Origin of the sequence: Frigidibacter sp. MR17.14, from assembly GCF_037095735.1 — a bacterium.
GTDB lineage: Bacteria > Pseudomonadota > Alphaproteobacteria > Rhodobacterales > Rhodobacteraceae > Frigidibacter.
The window spans coordinates 51556-70494 of record NZ_JBAWKD010000007.1; the positions used below are offsets into that span (position 1 = coordinate 51556).

An 18939-nucleotide genomic window follows, 5' to 3' on the forward strand; every position below is an offset into this window, starting at 1 on the left:
CCGCGCTCAGGCGCCGGCCAACGCGTCCGCGATCAGGCCCAGCGGGTGGCGCGTCGCGCGCCCGCCCAGCCGCTCGGCCTGGCAGCGGCAGGAAAAGCCGGTCGCGGCCAACGGGCGCGGATCGGCGACCGGCGCGGCCCAGGACATATCGAACAGCCGCCGGGACACGTCCTGGTGCCGGGCCTGATGACCATAGAGCCCGGCCATGCCGCAACAGCCGGTCGCCGGGGCCTCGGCGGCAAGGCCGATCGCCGCGAAGACCGCGACCCATTCCGCGGCCCCCGCCGGGCGCGCCGTCGCCTCGGTGCAATGCGACAGCACGCGCAGCGGCGCGGCCTCGGATGCGGCCCCGGATGCAGCGCGGGCCACGACGCGCCCGGCGGCGACCTCGCGGGCGAGGAACTCCTGCGGCAGCAGCACCTCGGGCAGCGACAGACCCGCTTTCGGATAGTCCTGCCGCAGCTGCAGCACGAAGGCCGGGTCGAGCCCCACGATCGGCGCGCCCCGGTCCGCCGCGGCGGCAAGCGCCTTTGACAGCGCCGCCGCCAACCGGGCGAAGCCGGGCGCATCGCCCGCCGCCTGCGCGGCCTTGCCTGCCGGGCGCATCGGCATCACCCGCGGCCGGTAGCCGAGCGCCGTGAAGCCCGCGACGGCATCGGCCAGCAGATCCGGGTCGAAGAGCGCGGTGAACCAGTCCTGCACGAGGATCACCGTCCGCTCGGGCAGAGGCCCGGCGCCCAAGCGAAGTGCTGCGGGCACCGGCGGCGCCAGCCGCTCGGGCAGGTCGACCATGCCCGTCAGCCGCGCGCCCAGCCGCGCCGCCAGCGGCCAGACCGGCCGCAGCAGCGGCGCAAGGCGCGAGAGGGTCGGGCTGAAACGCTCGGCCAAGATCGCGGCGCGGTCGGCGAAGGGGCGGGCACGGGTCTTGTAGATCTCGGCATAGGCGGCGGCGCGCATCGTCGGGATGTCGACCTGCACCGGGCAGCTCGAGGCGCAGGCCTTGCAGCCGAGGCAGCCGTCCAGCGCCTCGATCAGCGACGCTTCCATTTCCGGCTCGACCCGTCCTGCGGCCTTTGCGCCGTGCCAGTCGCGCAGGGCGTCGGCGCGGCCCTTGGGGCTGTGGCGCAGGTCGGCCGTGGCCTTGAACGAGGGGCACATCGGCGTGGTGGCCGCATAGCTCAGGCACTGCGCATTGCCGTTGCAACGGAAGGCGCGGGTCAGCGGATCGCCCTCTGGCGCGTTGAAGGGCCGGAACGGCGTGGTGGCAATGCCCATGATGTCGTCGCGCGGACTGACGAGCTTGCCGGGGTTGAAGCGCCCGCCCGGATCGAAGGCCGCCTTCACCCCCTGCAGCGCGCCGTAAGCCTCTTCGCCGATCCAGCCGCGCAGGTAGGCGCCGCGCACGCCCTTGCCATGCTCGCCCCAGAAGATCCCGCCATGCTTCCGCGTCAAGGCGAACACCCCGTCCGAGACCGCGACCAGCTTCGCCCGGTCGGCCTGCGCATCGATGTCGAGCGCGGGGCGGATGTGCAGGCAGCCGACATCGACATGGCCATAGATGCCGAAGCCGATGCCGTGACTGGTGAGCAACGCGAGGAAGTCCGCCAGAAAGGCCGGCAGCGCCTCGGGCGGGACCACGCAATCCTCGACGAAGGCCACCGGCCGGGCACGGCCGTCGACCTTGCCCAGAAGGCCCACCCCGGCCGAGCGGATCGCCCAGAGCGCGCGGATCTCGGCCCGGTCGGCGGCGACGTGGACGGTACCGGCGCCCGGCAGGCCGGCGAGGATCGCCTGCGCCTGCGCGACACGGGCCGCCAGCAGCGCTACATCCGCGCCGTTGAACTCGACGAAGACATAGGCGATGCGCTGCCCCGGCACCGCCTGCAGGCTTGCAGGCAGACGGGTGAGGATGCCGGCCTCTTCCGCCAGCGCCTGCACGCGTTCGTCCATCACCTCGACCGCCGTCGGGTCCGCCGCCATCAGCGGCGTGGCGGCCGCGAGCGCCGCGGCGAAGCTGTCGAAGCCCACCACCAGCAGGCGCTTTTCCGGCTCGATCCGGCGCAGCTTCACCCGGATCCGGGTGATCGGGCCCAGCGTGCCCTCGGCCCCGAGGAACAGCCGCCACCATTCGAACCCGCCGCCTTCGGGGCAGGCGCGCTCGAGGTCGTAGCCGGTGAAGCGCCGGTTCAGCCGCGGGGTGTTGGCGATGAAGGCCGCGCGCCCGCGGCGCGATGCCGCCTCTGCCGCGGCCAGCATGGGGCCCGCCCAGCCCGGCGCGGGCGCGAGGCTCGACAGAAGCCCCTCGGGCCGCGCCAGCTCCAGCCCAAGGATGTTGTCGGAAGTCTTGCCATAGACCCGCGAGCCCTTGCCCGAGGCATCGGTCGAGACCATCCCCCCGATGGTGCAGCGGGTCGAGGTCGAAGTCTCGGGCGCGAAGAACCAGCCCGAGGGCGCGAGGCGTTCGTTCAGGTCGTCCAGAACGCAGCCCGGCTCGACCTCGGCCCAGCCGGCTTCGGTGTCGACGGCCAGCACCCGGTTCATGTGCCGGCGGGTGTCGAGGATGACCCCGCGGTTGAGGCTCTGGCCATTGGTGCCGGTGCCGCCGCCGCGCACGGTCAGCGGGACATCGGCGAAGGCGGGCTCGGCCAAAACCTGCATCAGCCGCACCATGTCGCCGGCCTCGCGGGGGGCGACGATCAGGTCGGGCAGGATCCGGTAAACCGAATTGTCGGTGGCCATCGCGGCGCGCAGTGCCCGGTGCGTCTCGATTTCGCCTGCGAAGCCCGCCGCGCGCAGGGCCGCCGGCAGCGCCGCAAGCCCGGTGATCGCCTGTTCCTGACCCATGTCGCGGTCCTCCTCTAGCAGATCCTCTTGAACCACAGCGACACCGTTCGTAAAAACGGAATTAAATGAAGCTGAATTCGGAAAATCTGAACATCAACCTGCGCCACCTGCGCGCGCTGCACGCGGTCTGGACCGGGGGCAGCTTCGCGCGGGCGGCGGCAGAGCTGGGCGTGGTGCCGTCCGCGCTGACCGAGACGGTGCGACAAGTCGAAGAGGCGCTCGGCGCGCCGCTGTTCGACCGCAGCCTGCGCCCGCCGCAGCCGACCCCGCTGGGCCTGTCCTTCCTGCAAGAGACGCTGCCTCTGGTCGAGGGGCTCGACCGGGCGATCCGCAGCGCGCGGGCGGCGGGTGGTCTTGCCACGGGGACACTGGCGGTCGGGGCCGCGCCCTCGGCGATCTCGGATCTCGTAGGCCCGGCGCTGGCCGGGTTCCGCCGCGCGCATCCCGCGATCCTCTGCCGACTGCACGACGACGTCGGCGAACGGCTGGCCGAGATGGTGATCGAGGGCACGCTCGACCTTGCCGTGGCGGGCCCGGCACGCCGCACCCCCGACCTTTGCCAGCGCCTGATCGGCAGCGACCCAGTGGGGCTGGCCTGCCATGCCGGCCATCCGCTGGCGGCCGAGCCCGCGGTGCGGCTGGCGCAGATCGACCCGGCCGAGGTGATTTCGCTGGATGCCGAAACCGGCACGCGGCAACTGATCGCCGCCTCGGACGCGGTGCCCGAGGCGCTGAAACAGGGCGCATTGCAGTGCCATTCGACCATCGCGCAGCTGTGCCTGATCCGCGCCGGCCTTGGCGTGGCCCTGATGCCCGAGCGGGCGGTGGGCCTGTTCGGCGATCCGGCGATCCGGTTCCTGCCGTTGGCGGACCTGCCGCTGCGCCGCAACCTCTTCCTGCTCGAACCCGCGCGGCGCGCGCGCTCGCATGTGGCGGACGCCTTCGCGGCGCTGCTGGCGCAGGGTGGCTGACGGCGGCAGGCCGACGGAGGAAGGGCGCGGTCACGGCTGCGGCATCTCGCGCGCCCCGCCCTGTGCATATCCGGCCCCGCATGTCAGCATCAGGCGATGACCTGCCCAAGCACAGCCGCACTGCGGCGCCGCACGCTGCTTTGCCTGCCGGCCCTGCTGGCCCTGCCCGCGCACCTGCGGGCCGGGACGCCGCCGGACGTGCCGTGGCAGGCCTGGCGCACGGGACGGCTGACCTCCGAGGGGCGCGTGATCGACCACGAACAGCAGGACGCCAGCCATTCCGAAGGTCAGGCCTATGGCCTGCTGCTGGCCGAGGCGGCGGGCGATCTGGCCGCGGTCGAGGCGATCGAGGCCTGGACCGAGGCCAACCTGATGGTGCGGCAGGACCGGCTGATGGGCTGGCGCTGGCTGCCCGACAACGCGGTCCACGACTGGAACACCGCGAGCGATGGCGACCTTCTGCGCGCCTGGGGCCTGGTGCGGGCGGCGCGGCGCTGGGACCGCGCCGATCTTCTGGACCGCGCGCGGGGCATCGCGGGCGATCTGGCCGCGATCTGCCTGCGCCCGGATCCGCGCCGCCCGGACGCGGGCGCCCGGCTGCTGCTGCCCGGTGCGCGGGATTTCGAAAGCCCGGCGGGGCTGCTCCTGAACCCGTCCTACCTGATGCCGCGCGCGATGCGCGAGATCGCCACCGCGACCGGCATTGCCCAGTGGCAGGCCGCCGCCGACGCAAGCCTCGCGCTGCTGGCCGAGATCGCGGGCCAAGGCCTGCCGCCCGACTGGATCGGCCTTGGGCCACAGGGTTTCTTCCCCGCCCCCGACCGGTCGGACCGCGCGGGCTATGACGCGCTGCGGGTGCCGCTGTACCTTGCCTGGTCGGGCGCACGCGACCACCCGGCGGTGACCGCGATGACCGCGGGCGCACTGTCCGACGATGGCACCACGGCCGCGGTGGTGCGCGACCGCGACGGGCGCTGGCACGAAAGCAGTACCCTGCCCGGCTACCGGGCGATCCCCGCGCTGGTCCGCTGCCAGCCGCTGCCCGATTTCGATCCGGGGCAGCCCTACTATCCCGCGACGCTGCAGGCGCTCTGTGACCTCGCCGCCCGCGACAGCGCGGATTATTGCCAAGGTTGAAAAGATCCGGGGCTTTTGCCCCGTTCTTGCCACAACTCTGCGCCAGAGAATCCGGGAACCGGCGCCGGCAAGGCGCCCCATGCACGCGCAGCACGGACCGGGCAGCAGGTATGAAACTCGTCAGATTGATCAGCGCCATCGTCGTCGCGGCCATCGCCGTCCTCGTCATCGTCGGCGAACAGCTTTCAGGCGCCAGCGCCGATGCGACGATCAACGCCCGGGTGCTGCCGCTGCGCAGTCCGGCCGCGGGACGGGTCGAGCCGGCGGGTCTGGGGCTGGGCGCGGATGTCGAGGCGGGCGAGGTGATCGCCGCGGTCAGCGACGCGCGCGCCGATGTCGTCCACCTGAACGACCTGATCATGGAGCAGGAACTTGCAAACGCCGGGCTGGCCGAGGCCAAGGCCGCGCTGGCCGCGACCGAAAGCTCGATGGAGGCGCTGAAGACGCGTGCCGACACCTTCCGCCGCCACCGCATCGACGAGCTTCGCGCCCGCCTCGACGGGGCGCGCGAGCGGCTCGCGCTGCTGGAGGGCGGACGCCTGCCAGAGGGGGCCGAGACCGCCGAGGTGACCGGCGACACCCCCGCCCCGGCCGAGGCCGACCCGGTCCGCGCGCCCTACCTGCTGTCGGCGGCCCGTGAGCTGGTCGCGGTGCGCGAGGCGGCGCTGACCGCAGCCCAGGACGGCGTCTTCCTGGGCGACGGCTACAACGACTCGCCCAACGCCGGGCAGCGTCTGGCCGAACTTGAACCGCAGCGCGCGATGCAGGAGGCCGCGGTGACCGCCGCCGAGGACCGGCTGACCGCGATCGACACCCGCGTCTCGCGCGAGCGGGAACTGACCAACCGCGGCCTGCGCAGCGAGATCCTGGCGCCGGCGCGCGGCCGGATCTGGCAGCTGGACGTGGCCGAAGGCTCGGTGATCGAGCGCGGCGACGTGGTGGGGGCGCTGCTGGACTGCGGCTCGACCGCGGTGACGCTGTCGGTCACCGAATCCACCTACAATCGCCTGAAGATCGGCGATCCCGCGATCTTCAAGCCGCGCGAGGGCGACCGCAGCTTCGACGCCACCGTGATCCGCCTTGCCGGGGCCGGCGCGGCGACGGTCTATGGCGAGCTGGCCGTGGCCCCGAGCCAGCGCCATCTCGAGCGTTTCGACGTGATGGTCGCCGTGCCGCAACTGGCGGGCGATCCCGATCTGGCCTGCGCGATCGGCAAGACGGGCCGGGTCTTCTTCGACAGCCGGCCGCTGGACTGGCTACGCGCGATCTTCCGCTGATGGGCGGGTTCCCCTATCTCGGCGAGGCCGGTTCGGCCCTTGCGCAGGTGATGCTGGTCGCCGCGGCCGGGGTGCTGATAAACCAGTTCATGGACCGCCGCAGCCCCTGGCAGCGCGGTCTCGTCTTCTCGGTCGCGATCGCATTGGCCCTGCGCTACGCATGGTGGCGCGCGACCGAAACGCTTGCACCGCCGGGCCTGACCTTCAGCTTCGCGGCCAGCGTCTTCCTGCTGAGCCTCGAACTGCTGTCGATGGCAGGCTCGGTCTCGGCCTTCCTGCTGCTGACCCGCTACCGCGACCGCAGCCGCGAGGCGACCGAGCATCTGGGCTGGTGGGAGCCCGGCCCGCCCCCGCGCATCTCGCTGATGATCGCGACCTACAACGAAGAGCTCGAGGTGCTCGAGCGCACGATCGTCGGCGCGAAGTCGCTGCGCTATCCGAACAAGCAGGTCGTCGTGCTCGACGATGGCCGCCGCGACTGGCTGCGCGACTACTGCGAGAAGCAGGGCGTGCGCTACCTGCGGCGGGCCGACAACAAGGGTTCGAAGGCGGGCAACATCAACAACGGCCTGCGCGTGCTGGCCGCGGACCCCGAGCCCAGCGAGTTCATCGCCGTGCTCGACGCCGATTTCGTGCCGCATCGCGGGTTCCTGTCGCGTTCGCTCGCGCTGTTCCACGACCCAAGGGTCGGGCTGGTGCAGACCCCGCAGCATTTCTTCAATGCCGACCCGATCCAGCACAACCTCGGGCTCGACCGGTCCTATCCCGACGAGCAGCGCTTCTTCTTCGACCACATGCAGCCCGCCCGCGACGCCTGGGGCATCGCGATCTGCTGTGGCACCTCCTCGGTGATCCGCCGCGCGGCGCTGGACGAGCTGGGCGGCTTCCCCACCGACAGCGTGACCGAGGATTTCCTGCTGACCCTCGCGCTGCAGGAAAAGGGCTGGAAAAGCGTCTATCTGAACGAGGCGCTGACCGAGGGCCTCGCCCCCGAGGGCCTCAAGGAATACGTCACCCAGCGGGCGCGCTGGTGCCTGGGCCTGATGCAGATCGCGCGCGGGCCGCTCGGTCCCTTCGCGCGCAACGGGCTGAGGATCCGCGACCGCTGGAGCGTGATCGACACCACCTTCTACTGGCTGACAAGCTTCGTGTTCCGGCTGGCGGGGCTGCTGTTCCCGCTGCTTTACTGGTATTTCAACGTCACCGTGGTGAACGCCAGCGTCGCCGACGTGATCCGCTTCTTCGGCACCTATTTCCTGTGGGTGTCGATCGCCATGAACACGATCTCGGGCGGGCTGATCATCCCGCTGGCCCATGACGTCAGCCAGATCGTCGGCGCGATCCCGATCACCCGCGCGGCCTTCACCGGCATCCTGCGGCCCAAGGGCCATGCCTTCAAGGTCACCGCGAAGGGGGGCGACCGCTCGAAGGTGCAGGTGCAGTGGCGGATGATGATGCCGTTCCTGATCACGCTGGGCCTGACGGTTGTCGGACTGTTCCTCGGCAGCATCTCGGACCGCTTCGCCTTCTACGACGCGGGCGACGGCAAGGCGGTCGTGCTGTTCTGGACCTTCTACAACATCTTCCTGCTGGCGCTGACCTGCCTCGTCTGCGTCGAGCTGCCCCGGCAGGAGCGTCACATCGCCGACGAGCCAGAGCTGGCACCGATGCTGCTCGACGGACGCAAGCTGAAGCTCTGGCTGACCTCGGTCACCCGCGACACGGCAACGGTGCGCGGCCACCAGTTCGCCATCGGCACCCGGGGCCGGTTGCAGTTGCGCGACGTCGGGGATGTCGATTGCGTGGTCATCGGCCAGCGCGAGGACGGGGCGATCCTGCACCTGAACCCGAACGACGAACAGCACGAGGCGCTCTACCTGCGCTTCTACACCGAGGACAACGCCCCGGGCATCACCACCGTCAAGCTGGGGCGGGTGCTGGCCGACCTCGGCAGCCGCCTGACGACCCGCCCGGGGCTCTGATCCGGGCACCGGTCCTGCGACAGTGCTGACGCAAGCCCCGCCCGGCAGCCCCTGCCGGCGCGGCTTCTGCCTGTGTCTCTGGGAAGGGCGCATGCCGCTCGGCGGTCGATGGAGCCCTGCGCTCCGGGCCAGCCCCCGTGCCCAGCGGCGACCGGCACCCAGCAAGGAAAGGCCCGCCACGGCAGGTTGCCGGGCGGGCCTGGATCGGTTCGGCGGTCGGTTCCAGTATCGGCCGGCCTGCCGCCGTCAGGCGTGCAGCTTGGCCAGTGCGGCGGACAGGCGGCGGGCCTGAACGGTGCCGGTCTCTTCCGGCGGGTATTCGCTCTTGCCGGCGGCGATGCGATAGGCGCTGTTGGTCAGCCGCTCGATCGGCCGGATCGCGACCCGCACGAAAAGCACCGCGCCGAACAGCAGGATCGAGCAGGCGACGAAGACAAGCTGGCCGATGCGCTTGTAGATGTTGCTGTATTCGGGGCTGAAGACCGTCGGATCGACGCGCCCGACCAGCCGCCAGCCGAAGTTCGGCATGTCGTCGGGCACCACGCGCAACGCGGTGCTGGCGGCATAGCGTCCGCCGTCGCTCCAGGTCTCGATGCCGCTCGCGGGGACGCCGGCTGCGGCGGCGCGCAGCACCCCGCTCTGCCCCGGGTCCTCGCCCGGTGCGGTCGAATAGACGATCTTTCCGTCGCGCGACACGAGGATCAGGTCAAGCTGGCGCACCCGCGCCAGCGCATCCAGCGCCCGCGTCAGCCAGGCCATGTCGATGTGATAGGCGAACACACCCTGCGACAAGTCCCCCGCCTGCGCGGGCACCGCGAGGTCGACGAAGCGCAGGTTCTCGCCGCCCAGCTTGCTGGCCAGCAGCACCGCCTCGTGCACGTCGCCGGCGAAGGGATTCTGGATCCCTGCCTGGAACCACGGCCGCTGCGAGACATCCGCCCCCTCGAGCAGGCCGCCAGAGCTGGCGCGCACGACGCCATCGGCGCCCGCGTAGCCGGCCCAGCGGATCATGCGCCCATCGCCCACCGCGAAGTCGAGCATGCTGCGCAGCCGGTCGGAGTCGGTCTCGACATCGGTCTTGCCAAGCCAGACCAGCCCGCGCCACGCCGTCTCGAACTCGCGCCCCAGATCCTGCGCCGCCGAAGCGGTGCGGGCATTGACCGCCCGCTGCGCGGCCTCATCCTGGACCGAGCCGCCAAAGCGCAGCACCACCAGCAGGGTGAAGCCGACCAGCACCAGCCCGGTGAACGCGGCGAAGACATAGGTGGCGACCGCAAGGGTCGGATTCCGAAGAAGACTCAACACGGTGTGCTCCACGCGGCTGCAACTGGGCAAGGTTTAGGAAATGCTTGTGGCAAAAAGATGCCTTTCCGGCAGGGCCCGGCGGAAGCCCGCCGGGCGCGGCTTGAGCCGCACGCCCGCTTCCGGCACAGTCCGTCGCGGGGGCATCAGCGCGCCGCGGTCCGGGACGGGACGGCGGCGGGCGCAAGCAGGATGGGTCATGTCCGCACGCGAAACTCTCTTCCCGCGCCACGCGCTGGCCGCGGCGATCTGTTCCGGCCTCGGGCTGGCGGCCGCGCTGCCGGCGCAGGCCGACGGCACCTTCGTGCAGTTCGACTTCTCGGACGCCGCGACCAGCGCCGTCGCCGTGGCGGTGCGGGGCGACATCTCCTACGGGCTGTCGCGCAACGAATACGAGGGCGGGCACGACTGGACGGCCTCGGTGCTGTACCGGATGCAGTTCGGCGCCAAGAACCCCATCGGCCTGCAGGTCGGCCCGGCTGTGCGCATCGATGAAGAGGACAAGACCCTGGGCGGGCTGCGCGCTACGGTGGACCATTACCACCCGACCGGCTGGGGCCATGTCTACCTGCTGGCCGACTACACCACGATCCGCAACAGCCACTTCGCCATGGTCCAGCTTGGCCACCGCGCCTCGGGCCTCGGGCTGGAGCTGGCCGCGATGGGCGACGATGAGGACTATCAGGAAGAGACCATCACCGCGACCTACCGCTTCGGCCAGAGCCCGTTCAGCCTGCGGCTGGGCCAGAAGCTCGAAGCCCAGGAAACCTTCATCGGCTTCTCGATCAACACGTTCTGAACGTGCCACCAGAAGTGACAGGCCCGGCCCCGCAGGGGCGCCGGGCTTTTTCGCGCCTGCCGCTTGCATTTATTAGACTCATCGGTCTAACAATTATGCATGACCGACAATCCCGCCCCCTCCGGCGATGGACCGCGCCCGCGCGGCCGCCCCCGCCGCGCGCCCGATCAGGCGGAAGCCCGCGCCCGGCTGATCCGCGCGGGCCTCGTGCAGCTGACCGAACGCGGCTATTCGGCAACTGGCATCGACGAGATCCTGCGGCTCTCTGGCGTGCCGAAGGGCAGCTTCTACCATTATTTCCCGACCAAGGAGGCCTTCGGGCTGGAACTGGTCGAAGCCTATCACCGCTATTTCGCAGGCCTGATCGACGCGGCGCTGCTCGATGACGGCCGCCCGCCGCTCGACCGGCTGCGCGCATTCACCGCTACCGCCGAGGCCGGCATGGCCCGACACGACTTCCGCCGCGGCTGCTTGATCGGCAACCTCGGGCAGGAGATGGGCGCGCTGCCCGAAAGCTTCCGCGCCCGGCTGATCGCCGTGCTCGAGGACTGGCAGGCCCGCACCGCCCGCTGCCTCGCTGCCGCCGCGGCCTGCGGCACCCTGCGCCCCGGCGCGCAGCCCGAGGCACTTGCCGCGCTGTTCTGGACCGGTTGGGAGGGCGCGGTGCTGCGCGCCAAGCTCGAACGCGGGCCGGAGCCGCTCAGGCTGTTCGCCGACCAGTTCTTCACCCAGATCACGCGAGAGGAGACGCGACCATGACCCGGGCCATCACCATCGACAAGACCGAGGACGCGCAGAGCGTCACGCTCGGCCCCCTCGACCCCGCCGGCCTGCCCGAGGGCGAGGTGCTGGTCGACGTCGCCTTCTCGACCCTGAATTACAAGGACGCGCTGGCGATCACCGGCGCCTCGCCGGTGGTTCGCAGCTTCCCGATGGTGCCGGGGATCGACTTCGCGGGCGTGGTGCGCGACAGCGCCGACCCGGCCTGGAAGCCCGGCGACCGCGTGGTGCTGAACGGCTGGAGCGTGGGCGAGAAGCACTGGGGCGGCCTTGCCGGACAGGCCCGGGTGCCGGGCAATTGGCTGGTGCCGCTGCCCGAGGGGATCAGCGCCCGGCAGGCGATGGCGATCGGCACCGCGGGCTACACGGCCATGCTCTGCGTCATGGCCCTTGAACGGCAGGGCCTGACGCCCGATGCCGGTGAAGTGGTGGTGACCGGCGCCGCGGGCGGGGTCGGCAGCATCGCGACGCTGCTCTTGTCCACCCTCGGCTACACCGTCGCCGCCGTCACCGGCCGCCCGTCCGAGGAAGCGTTCCTGCGCGACCTCGGCGCCGCCTCGATCGTCGACCGGGCCGAGCTTTCGGCACCCGGCAAGCCCTTGGCCCGCGAACGCTGGGCCGGCGGGATCGACGTTGCCGGCAGCACGGTGCTGGCCAACGTGCTGGCAGCGACCCGCTACCGCGGTGTGGTCGCCTGCTGCGGTCTTGCCGCCGGCATGGACCTGCCGACCTCCGTCGCCCCCTTCATCCTGCGCGGCGTCACCCTTGTCGGCGTCGACAGCGTGATGTGCCCGCAGCCGGAACGGCGCGAGGCCTGGGCGCGGCTCGCGCGCGACCTCGACCTTGCGAAGCTCGACGCGCTGGCGACCGAGCTGCCGCTGGACCGGGTGATCGAGACCGCGCCGAAGTTCCTGAAGGGCGAGGTGCGCGGCCGCGTGGTCGTGCCGATCGCGCCGGGTCTGGCCTGACCGGATGGCGGACTGGTCCGCCCTCGTCGCGGCCTTCGCCGCGACCTACCGCGCTGCCCCCGACGGCGGCAGCGCGGCGATCCGCGCCCATGTCGACACGGTGTTGGCACGCATCGCCGGTGCCGGCCGCGAGGCCATCGCCACCACCCCGCGCAGCCTGCCGGTCACCGCGCACCTGCCCCGCGCGCTCGACCTTGGCGCGGCGGGCCCGATGGCCCCGCTCGCCACCGCCCTTGGCGCGGTCGCGGGCGATCTGACCTGGGAATACGGCTACAAGGAGATGCCCGCCGATCTCGCCCGCGACTACGGCTATTGCGAAATCCTCGGGCCCCGCGGCCCCTTGCCCTGTCCGGACCTGATCCTCGGCTTCGTGCTCTTCGCCCCTGGCGCGGTCTATCCCGAGCACGCCCATCCCGGCATCTCGGAAAGCTATCTTTCAGTCGCGGAGCACTGGTCGCAGAACGACGCGGGCCTGCCGGCACCCGGATCGCTGGTCTTCAACGCGCCCGGCACCCCGCACCGGATCACGGTCGGACGCGATGCCCCCTGCCTGCTCGGCTGGGCCTGGACCGGCGCACCGGACCGACTTGCCGCGCCGGGGATGGTTCTGAACGCCTGACACCCGCGCCGGACCTTTGGGGGCGCTCGCGGGTTGTGCAGGCAACCCACGTCCATTCCAGAGGCAGTCATGGATCTGAAGATCAAGGGCAAGCGCGCGCTCGTCACCGGGGCAAGCGGCGGCATCGGCAAGGAGACCGCGCGGATGCTCGCCGCCGAGGGCGTCGCCCTGACGCTGAGCGACCTCGACGCCGCCAAGACCGAGGCGGTCGCGAAAGAATTCGGCGGTACCGCGATCCCGGCCGACCTGTCGACGCCCGAGGGCTGCGAGGCCTTCCTCAAACAGGCCGGCGACGGCTTCGACATCTGGGTGCATGCCACCGGCGTCACCGGCGCCAAGGGCGACCCGCTGCAGATGTCGGAAGAGGACTGGCACGATGCGCTGAACATCGACTTCCTTTCCGCGGTGCGGCTCGCGCGCCGGCTCTGTCCGCCGATGACGCAGCGCGGCTGGGGCCGGGTGGTCTTCGTGACCTCGGAAAACGTCGCCCAGCCCTACCCGGACGAAACCGTCTACAACGCCTCGAAATCCGCGCTGCTGAGCTTTGCCAAGAGCGTCGCGATGCAGCATTCGAAATCGGGGATGCTGGTGAACTGCGTCGCCCCCGCCTTCATCGAGACGCCGATGACCGACGGCATGATGGAGAAGCGCGCCGAAGAGAAGGGCTGCAGCTTCGACGAGGCGGTGGAAAGCTTCCTTGACGAACAGCGCCCCTATCTTGTGCTGAAGCGCCGCGGCAAGCCGGAAGAGGTCGCGGCGGTGATCGCCATGCTCTGTTCGGACCACGCGTCCTTCGTCACCGGTGCGGCCTGGCGGGTCGACGGCGGCGCGGTCGGCTCGATCAACGTATGACGGCCAAGCCATGACCGGGCCGCAGGGCTGGGAGGCGCTGGCCCGCCACATCCGCGCCCATCCGGTCGAGGGCACGCCGGCAGAGCGTCGCCGCGCCTTCGATGCCCTCGCCGGGCCCGGCCCCGCCGGCCGGTCCGGGGTGATCGGCGCCGTGCCCTGCCGCAGCCACGGGCCCGAGGACACGCGCCCGATCCTGTGGCTGCATGGCGGCGGGCTGGTCTTCGGCAGCCCCGACAGCCATGCCGCGGGCGCCGCGCGGCTGGCGGCGCTGACCGGCCGGCAGGTGATCCTGCCCGACTACCGGCTGGCCCCGGAACATCCCTGGCCCGCGGCGCGCGAGGACACGCTCGCGGTTCTCGATGCGCTGGGGCCGCGGCCGGACGTGATGGGCGACTCTGCGGGCGGGCTGCTGGCGCTCGACGCGGCGCTGGCGCGGCCGGGGCGGATCGCGCGGCTCGCGCTGATCTCGCCCAACACCGACCGCAGCGGACGCAGCACCACCCGCGGCCCGAATTCGGCCCGCGACCTGATGAACGACGACGCGACCGATGCCGGGCTTGCGCGCCTTGCCTTCGGGCGCGACCCCGCGCAGGTGCCCGCTGCCTCGCCGCTGCTGGCGGACCTTTCGACCCTGCCCCCGGTCTGGATCACCGCGGCGACGGACGAGGTGCTGCTGGACGACACGCTGCTTCTGATCCGCGCCCTCGGCCGCGCCGGCGTCGCGGTGACGGCAGAGATCCGCGCCGGGCTCTGCCACCTCTGGACGCTCTGGCCCGAGGCCACGCCCGAGGCCGCGCAGAGCTATGGCGCGCTAACCCGTTTCCTCGGCTGAGCGATCACGATCGGCGGCGCGGCCTCCACGCCCGGAACGCGCCGCCCGGCCCGGCGTTGGCCCCGGCCACTCCTTCAGCACTGGACCCTGCCGATGCCCCAAGCGCCCCGCCCCCTCGCGATCGTCACCGGCGCGGACTCCGGCATCGGCCGCGCCACCGCCCTCGCCCTTGCCGCGGCGGGCACCGACCTGCTGATCACCTACCATTCCGACAAGGACGGCGCGGCCGACACCGCCCGCACGGTGGAAAAGGCGGGCGTCACCGCCCATGTCCGCCGCTGCGACCAGTCGAAACCGGCCGAGGTCGCGGCACTTTTCTCCGCGCTGGATGCAGAGGGGCTGACGCCCGACATCCTCGTGAACAATGCCGGCATCGACGCCGACGGGATCCGCATGGTCGAGATGTCGGACGAGGACTGGCTGAAGGTCATCGCGACCGACCTCACCGGCCCCTTCCTCTTCGCCCGCGCCTTCGCGCAGCGCCGCCAGAAGGCCGGCGGCGGTGGCCGGCTGATCAACGTGAGCTCGATCCATCAGGACACGCCCCGCATCGGCTCGTCCGCCTATGACGCCGCGAAGGGCGGCATGCGGATGCTGGCGCGCACGCTGGCGCTGGAACTTGCGCCGGACCGGATCACCGTGAACAACGTCGCGCCGGGCATGATCCTGACCCCGATCAACCAGAAGGCCATCGACGACGACAAGCTGCGGGCCGAGATGGAAAGCCACATCCCCCTGGGGCGCGCGGGCGAACCCGAAGAGGTCGCGGCGCTGATCGCCTTCCTTGCGTCGGATGCCGCCAGCTACATCACCGGGCAGAGCTTCGTGATCGACGGCGGGCTTTCGATCAATGTCGGGCAGGGCGCATGAGATGCGCGACGTGACCGCTCCGCCCGCAAACATCAGGCCCCGCGCAAAAACCGGACCCCGCCGCGATGCCGAGGGGTTCCTGCCGCTCGAAGCCTATGGCGCGCTGGGCGAGGGACGCTCGGTCGCGCTGTCGGGCGAGGATGGCGGCATCGACTGGTGGTGCGTGCCGAACATGGACAGCCCGCCGCTGTTCGACCGGCTGCTGGCGGGCGACGCGGCCTTGCCCGACGGCAGCCTTGCCGGGCATTTCACGATCCGCCCAGAGGGCGAGGTCACCGTCACCCGCCGCTACCGCGACCATTCCAACGTGCTGGAAACCCGCTTCGACAGCGCCGCCGGCACGGCCGTTCTGACCGAGTCGCTCAACAGCGGCATCGCCGGCCGCCTGCCTTGGTGCGAACTGGCGCGGCGGCTCGACGGGATCTCCGGCGAGATGACCTTCGCGGTCACCCTGCGCCTCGGCCACCGCGCCGGTCTGCGCAGCCCCTACCGGGCGCCGAACGGACCCTACAAGCTGTTCCACGTCGGGCGGGTGATGGGTCTGTTCCTGCATGGCGACGCGCTCGAGATCACGCGCGAAGAGGACGACGTGATCGAGGGACGCCTGACCCTGCGGGCGGGCGGGCGCGAGGTTCTGGCCATCGTCGCCGGTCAGGAAGAACCGCTGGTGGTGCCGGCACTGGCCGATGTCGACGCCCGCATCGACCGCTCGGACCGGGAATGGCGCGACTGGGCGCAGGTCTTCGGCGACGGCACCCCGGAAAGCGCCTTCCTGCTGCGCCAGGCGCTGGCGCTGAAGCTGCTGCTCTATTCGCCCTCGGGTGCGATCGCCGCCGCGGCCACCACCTCGCTGCCCGAACGCATCGGCGGCGACAAGAATTACGACTACCGCTACGCCTGGGTGCGCGACGCGGGCTACACGATCACCGCCTTCCTCGCGCTGGGGGTCGAGGCGGAGTCGAAGGCCGCGCTCAGCTGGCTGCTGAACCAGCTGTGCGAGCACGGCGCCCGCGTCTGCTTCGCGCTGGACGGCGGCGTCCACGACCGCATCGACCGGCTGCAGATGCCCGGATGGCGCCGCTCTGCCCCGGTGCTCGACGGCAATCGCGCCGCCCGCCAGCACCAGCACGGGACCTATGGCGACATCTTCGAAACCGTCGCCGCCTTCATCGCCCGCGGCAACATCATCGACCATCGCAGCGCCGAGACGCTGTCGCATCTTGCCGACGACTGCTCCGACCGCTGGCGGCAGAAGGACAGCGGCATCTGGGAACTGCCGGAGCTCGAACACTACACCATGTCGAAGATCAGCTGCTGGCAGGCGCTGAACCGCGCGGTGGAACTGGCCGACAGCGGCCACCTGCCCACCACCCAGCGCGACCGCTGGGCGCGCGAGCGCGACCGCATCGCCGCGTGGATCGACGAGAACTGCTGGGACCCGGAAATCGGCGCCTATGTGATGTATCCCGGCACCCGCAAGCTCGACGCCGCGCTGATCCTTGCTGTGCGGTTCGAATTCGACGGGCAGGACCGGCTGCGCAGCACGCTCGACGCCATCGACCGCGACCTTGGCGCCGGGCCCTTCCATCACCGCTACACCGGCATGGACCGCGAAGAGGGCTGCTTCCTTGCCTGCTCGTTCTGGATGGCCGAGGCCCGCGCGCTGCTGGGCGATCCGGAGGACGGGCACCGGCGGCTCAAGGCCCTGCGCCACGCGCTGGGCGCGGGCGTCGGCATCCTGCCCGAGATGATCGACCCGGACAGCCGCGCCTGGCTCGGGAACCTGCCGCAGGGGCTCAGCCATCTGGCCGCGCTGCAGGCCGCGGCGACGCTGCGCCGGCTCGACGGCGCCATGCCGCAGCGCGGCTGAGTCGCCCGGGACGGGCGGGGCGTCCCGCGCCCCGCCTCAACCGTCATTCAAAATCAGTGACTTGCAAGAAACCTGCCGCAAGGCGGGTTTCGCCGCTTGACCTGAGCGCCGTTCTGGGGCCCTTATTTGTCCGGACAACCGGACAATGTTGCGCGAGAGAGGAGCTCGTCGCGACGACATCGCCGGACACGACGGAGGAGAAGCCGTGAAGAAGATCGGCGAACAGCGCTACCGGGGCGAGATCGGGCGCTATTACGAGGATTTCGAGGTGGGGGATGTCTACGAGCATCGCCCGGGTCGGACGATCACCGACAGCGACAACATCAACTTCTCGCTGATGACGATGAACCTGCACCCGATGCATTGCGACGCGGCCTATGCCGAGAAGTCGGAATTCGGCAAGCCGCTGGTGAACAGCGGCCTGACCGTCGCCATCGTGCTGGGCATGACCGTCCCCGACGTCAGCGGCAAGGCGATCGCGAACCTCGGCTGGGAAAGCATCAAGCTGACCGCGCCGGTGTTCCCCGGCGACACGATCTATGCGGAATCCGAGGTTCTCGACAAACGCGAGTCGAAGTCGCGCCCCGGCGCCGGCATCGTGAAGGTGCGCACGCTGGGCAAGAAGGCCGACGGCACCGTGTTCATGAGCTTCGACCGCTCGGCGCTGATCCAGAAGCGCGAAGGCAACATCGACGAGGCCGCGGGCTACTGAGCCCCGGCCCCGGTCCGCGGCGGGAGAGGAGCCCGCCGCCGGCCGCCATCAGCCGCGCGACCGTCCCCGGCGCGGCGGGACGACAGGGGACACCAGGGAGGAAAGCATGATCAAGTCGTTCCGTGGCGCGGGCCTGACCGCGCTTGTCACCGCAGGCGCGCTTGCCGCGGGCCCCGTGCTCGCCGAAGAGCTGGTGCTGCCCAGCGAGGTGGCCGCGACCCACTGGAAGACCACCTACCAGAACGAATTCGCCGAGATGGTGAAGGAGAAGACCGGCGGCGAGATCGACGTGAAGGTCTTCCCCGCCGGCCAGCTCTACAACGAGCAGGACGCGCTCGCGGCGCTCGGCACCGGCGCGGTGCAGATGGTCTGGCCGGTCTCTGTCCGCATCGAGTCGATCGTGCCCGACACCGGCGTGATCAACCTGCCCTTCGCGCTCAGCGACAAGATGATGACCGACAGCTGCTTCTCGGAAGGGCTGACCGGCGTGATTTCGGACCAGCTGAAGCCGCGCGGGCTGAAGGTGCTGGGCATGCTGCGCACCGCCGACCTGTTCTTCATCTTCCGTGACAAGGAAATCACGAAGATGGAGGATCTGAAGGGCACCAAGGTGCGCGTCACCGGCGGCAAGGTCTTCCTCGACACGATGAACCGCCTCGGCGTCTCGCCGGTGTCGATGTCGGCATCGGAAATGTCGACGGCGATGTCGCAGGGCGCGATCGACGGCGTCTTCTCGTCGCCCGCCGGCTGGGCCGAGATGATCGGCATGACCGGCAAGTACGGCTGGTATGTCCCGGGCTTCTCGCTTTCGACCTATGCGGTCGTGGTCGACGGGATGTGGTTCGACGGCCTGCCCGCCGATCAGCAAGAGGCGATCCAGTCCTCGATCACCGAGATCTCGGCCAAGGAATGGGTCGAGGCCAAGGCCGCGGACGAGAAGCTGATCAAGAAGATGGAAGAACAGGGCGCCAAGTTCCACATCGCCGACGAAGCCGAGATCGCCCGCTGGAAGGCGCTGGCCGATGAAAGCGCCGCCTCGTTCAACGGCGAGCACAAGGAGATCGTCGCCAAGGTCGCCGAGCTGGAGAAGACCTGTGGCGTCGGCGGCTGATCCCGTCCGGGCG

Annotated in this window: 16 protein-coding genes; 14 read left to right on the plus strand and 2 right to left on the minus strand. The window is 70.9% G+C overall.

Translation table 11 applies throughout. The features are described from left to right. Positions 1-6 precede the first annotated feature (6 nt). Positions 7-2844 (minus strand): FAD-binding and (Fe-S)-binding domain-containing protein, encoded by a 2838-nt coding sequence (locus V8J36_RS16595; protein WP_336468436.1) that lies wholly within the window; start codon positions 2842-2844, stop codon positions 7-9. A gap of 65 nt (positions 2845-2909) precedes the next feature. Between V8J36_RS16595 and V8J36_RS16600 the strand changes: the two genes are divergently transcribed. From V8J36_RS16600 to V8J36_RS16615, 4 genes are all read left to right on the plus strand, one after another. Further along, positions 2910-3815 (plus strand): LysR family transcriptional regulator, encoded by a 906-nt coding sequence (locus V8J36_RS16600; protein WP_336468437.1) that lies wholly within the window; start codon positions 2910-2912, stop codon positions 3813-3815. Positions 3816-3911: 96 nt separating this feature from the next. Beyond that, positions 3912-4952 (plus strand): glycosyl hydrolase family 8, encoded by a 1041-nt coding sequence (locus V8J36_RS16605; protein WP_336468438.1) that lies wholly within the window; start codon positions 3912-3914, stop codon positions 4950-4952. A 110-nt stretch (positions 4953-5062) separates the two neighbouring features. Continuing rightward, positions 5063-6229, plus strand: a complete 1167-nt coding sequence (locus V8J36_RS16610; RefSeq protein WP_336468439.1) for an HlyD family secretion protein — start codon at positions 5063-5065, stop codon at positions 6227-6229. Further along, positions 6229-8211 carry a glycosyltransferase family 2 protein gene (locus V8J36_RS16615; RefSeq protein WP_336468440.1) on the plus strand — a complete coding sequence of 661 codons (1983 nt, stop codon included), beginning with the start codon at positions 6229-6231 and terminating at the stop codon, positions 8209-8211. The genes V8J36_RS16610 and V8J36_RS16615 overlap by 1 nt, the downstream gene beginning before the upstream one ends. A 246-nt stretch (positions 8212-8457) precedes the next feature. On the opposite strand, the gene V8J36_RS16620 is transcribed toward V8J36_RS16615, so the two are convergent. After that, positions 8458-9513 (minus strand): cache domain-containing protein, encoded by a 1056-nt coding sequence (locus V8J36_RS16620; RefSeq protein ID WP_336468441.1) that lies wholly within the window; start codon positions 9511-9513, stop codon positions 8458-8460. A 199-nt stretch (positions 9514-9712) separates the two neighbouring features. Here V8J36_RS16620 and V8J36_RS16625 point away from each other — a divergent pair, with 199 nt between their 5' ends. From V8J36_RS16625 to dctP, 10 genes are all read left to right on the plus strand, one after another. Further along, the gene (locus V8J36_RS16625) at positions 9713-10312 is read left to right on the plus strand and encodes a hypothetical protein (protein ID WP_336468442.1); all 600 of its coding nucleotides are present in this window, start codon (positions 9713-9715) and stop codon (positions 10310-10312) included. Between the two features lie 99 nt (positions 10313-10411). Continuing rightward, on the plus strand, positions 10412-11071 hold the full coding sequence (acuR, locus tag V8J36_RS16630; RefSeq protein WP_336468443.1) for an acrylate utilization transcriptional regulator AcuR: 660 nt from the start codon (positions 10412-10414) through the stop codon (positions 11069-11071). Continuing rightward, entirely contained in the window at positions 11068-12060 is a 993-nt protein-coding gene (gene acuI, locus V8J36_RS16635) for an acrylyl-CoA reductase (NADPH) (RefSeq protein ID WP_336468444.1), read from the plus strand. The genes acuR and acuI overlap by 4 nt, the downstream gene beginning before the upstream one ends. Positions 12061-12064: 4 nt before the next feature. Next, positions 12065-12679, plus strand: a complete 615-nt coding sequence (locus V8J36_RS16640; RefSeq protein WP_336468445.1) for a dimethylsulfonioproprionate lyase family protein — start codon at positions 12065-12067, stop codon at positions 12677-12679. Positions 12680-12748: 69 nt separating this feature from the next. Next, the gene (locus V8J36_RS16645; protein WP_336468446.1) at positions 12749-13531 is read left to right on the plus strand and encodes an SDR family NAD(P)-dependent oxidoreductase; all 783 of its coding nucleotides are present in this window, start codon (positions 12749-12751) and stop codon (positions 13529-13531) included. Between the two features lie 10 nt (positions 13532-13541). Further along, positions 13542-14363, plus strand: coding sequence for an alpha/beta hydrolase fold domain-containing protein (locus V8J36_RS16650; protein ID WP_336468447.1), 822 nt, complete (start codon positions 13542-13544; stop codon positions 14361-14363). 93 nt (positions 14364-14456) lie between these two features. Then, positions 14457-15233, plus strand: coding sequence for an SDR family oxidoreductase (locus V8J36_RS16655; RefSeq protein ID WP_336468448.1), 777 nt, complete (start codon positions 14457-14459; stop codon positions 15231-15233). 1 nt (position 15234) lies between these two features. Beyond that, entirely contained in the window at positions 15235-17103 is a 1869-nt protein-coding gene (locus V8J36_RS16660; protein WP_336468449.1) for a glycoside hydrolase family 15 protein, read from the plus strand. Between the two features lie 205 nt (positions 17104-17308). After that, positions 17309-17815: a MaoC family dehydratase gene (locus V8J36_RS16665; protein WP_336468450.1), complete on the plus strand. Its 507-nt coding sequence runs from the start codon at positions 17309-17311 to the stop codon at positions 17813-17815. A 106-nt stretch (positions 17816-17921) separates the two neighbouring features. Then, positions 17922-18926 (plus strand): TRAP transporter substrate-binding protein DctP, encoded by a 1005-nt coding sequence (gene dctP, locus V8J36_RS16670; protein ID WP_336468451.1) that lies wholly within the window; start codon positions 17922-17924, stop codon positions 18924-18926. Positions 18927-18939 lie beyond the last annotated feature (13 nt).

Coding starts and splice junctions, on each gene's coding strand:
- V8J36_RS16595 (WP_336468436.1), bottom strand. CDS start 2,844: ATGGGTCAGGAACAGGCGATCACCGGGCTTGCGGCGCTGCCGGCGGCC.
- V8J36_RS16600 (WP_336468437.1), top strand. CDS start 2,910: ATGAAGCTGAATTCGGAAAATCTGAACATCAACCTGCGCCACCTGCGC.
- V8J36_RS16605 (WP_336468438.1), top strand. CDS start 3,912: ATGACCTGCCCAAGCACAGCCGCACTGCGGCGCCGCACGCTGCTTTGC.
- V8J36_RS16610 (WP_336468439.1), top strand. CDS start 5,063: ATGAAACTCGTCAGATTGATCAGCGCCATCGTCGTCGCGGCCATCGCC.
- V8J36_RS16615 (WP_336468440.1), top strand. CDS start 6,229: ATGGGCGGGTTCCCCTATCTCGGCGAGGCCGGTTCGGCCCTTGCGCAG.
- V8J36_RS16625 (WP_336468442.1), top strand. CDS start 9,713: ATGTCCGCACGCGAAACTCTCTTCCCGCGCCACGCGCTGGCCGCGGCG.
- acuR (WP_336468443.1), top strand. CDS start 10,412: ATGACCGACAATCCCGCCCCCTCCGGCGATGGACCGCGCCCGCGCGGC.
- acuI (WP_336468444.1), top strand. CDS start 11,068: ATGACCCGGGCCATCACCATCGACAAGACCGAGGACGCGCAGAGCGTC.
- V8J36_RS16640 (WP_336468445.1), top strand. CDS start 12,065: ATGGCGGACTGGTCCGCCCTCGTCGCGGCCTTCGCCGCGACCTACCGC.
- V8J36_RS16645 (WP_336468446.1), top strand. CDS start 12,749: ATGGATCTGAAGATCAAGGGCAAGCGCGCGCTCGTCACCGGGGCAAGC.
- V8J36_RS16650 (WP_336468447.1), top strand. CDS start 13,542: ATGACCGGGCCGCAGGGCTGGGAGGCGCTGGCCCGCCACATCCGCGCC.
- V8J36_RS16655 (WP_336468448.1), top strand. CDS start 14,457: ATGCCCCAAGCGCCCCGCCCCCTCGCGATCGTCACCGGCGCGGACTCC.
- V8J36_RS16660 (WP_336468449.1), top strand. CDS start 15,235: ATGCGCGACGTGACCGCTCCGCCCGCAAACATCAGGCCCCGCGCAAAA.
- dctP (WP_336468451.1), top strand. CDS start 17,922: ATGATCAAGTCGTTCCGTGGCGCGGGCCTGACCGCGCTTGTCACCGCA.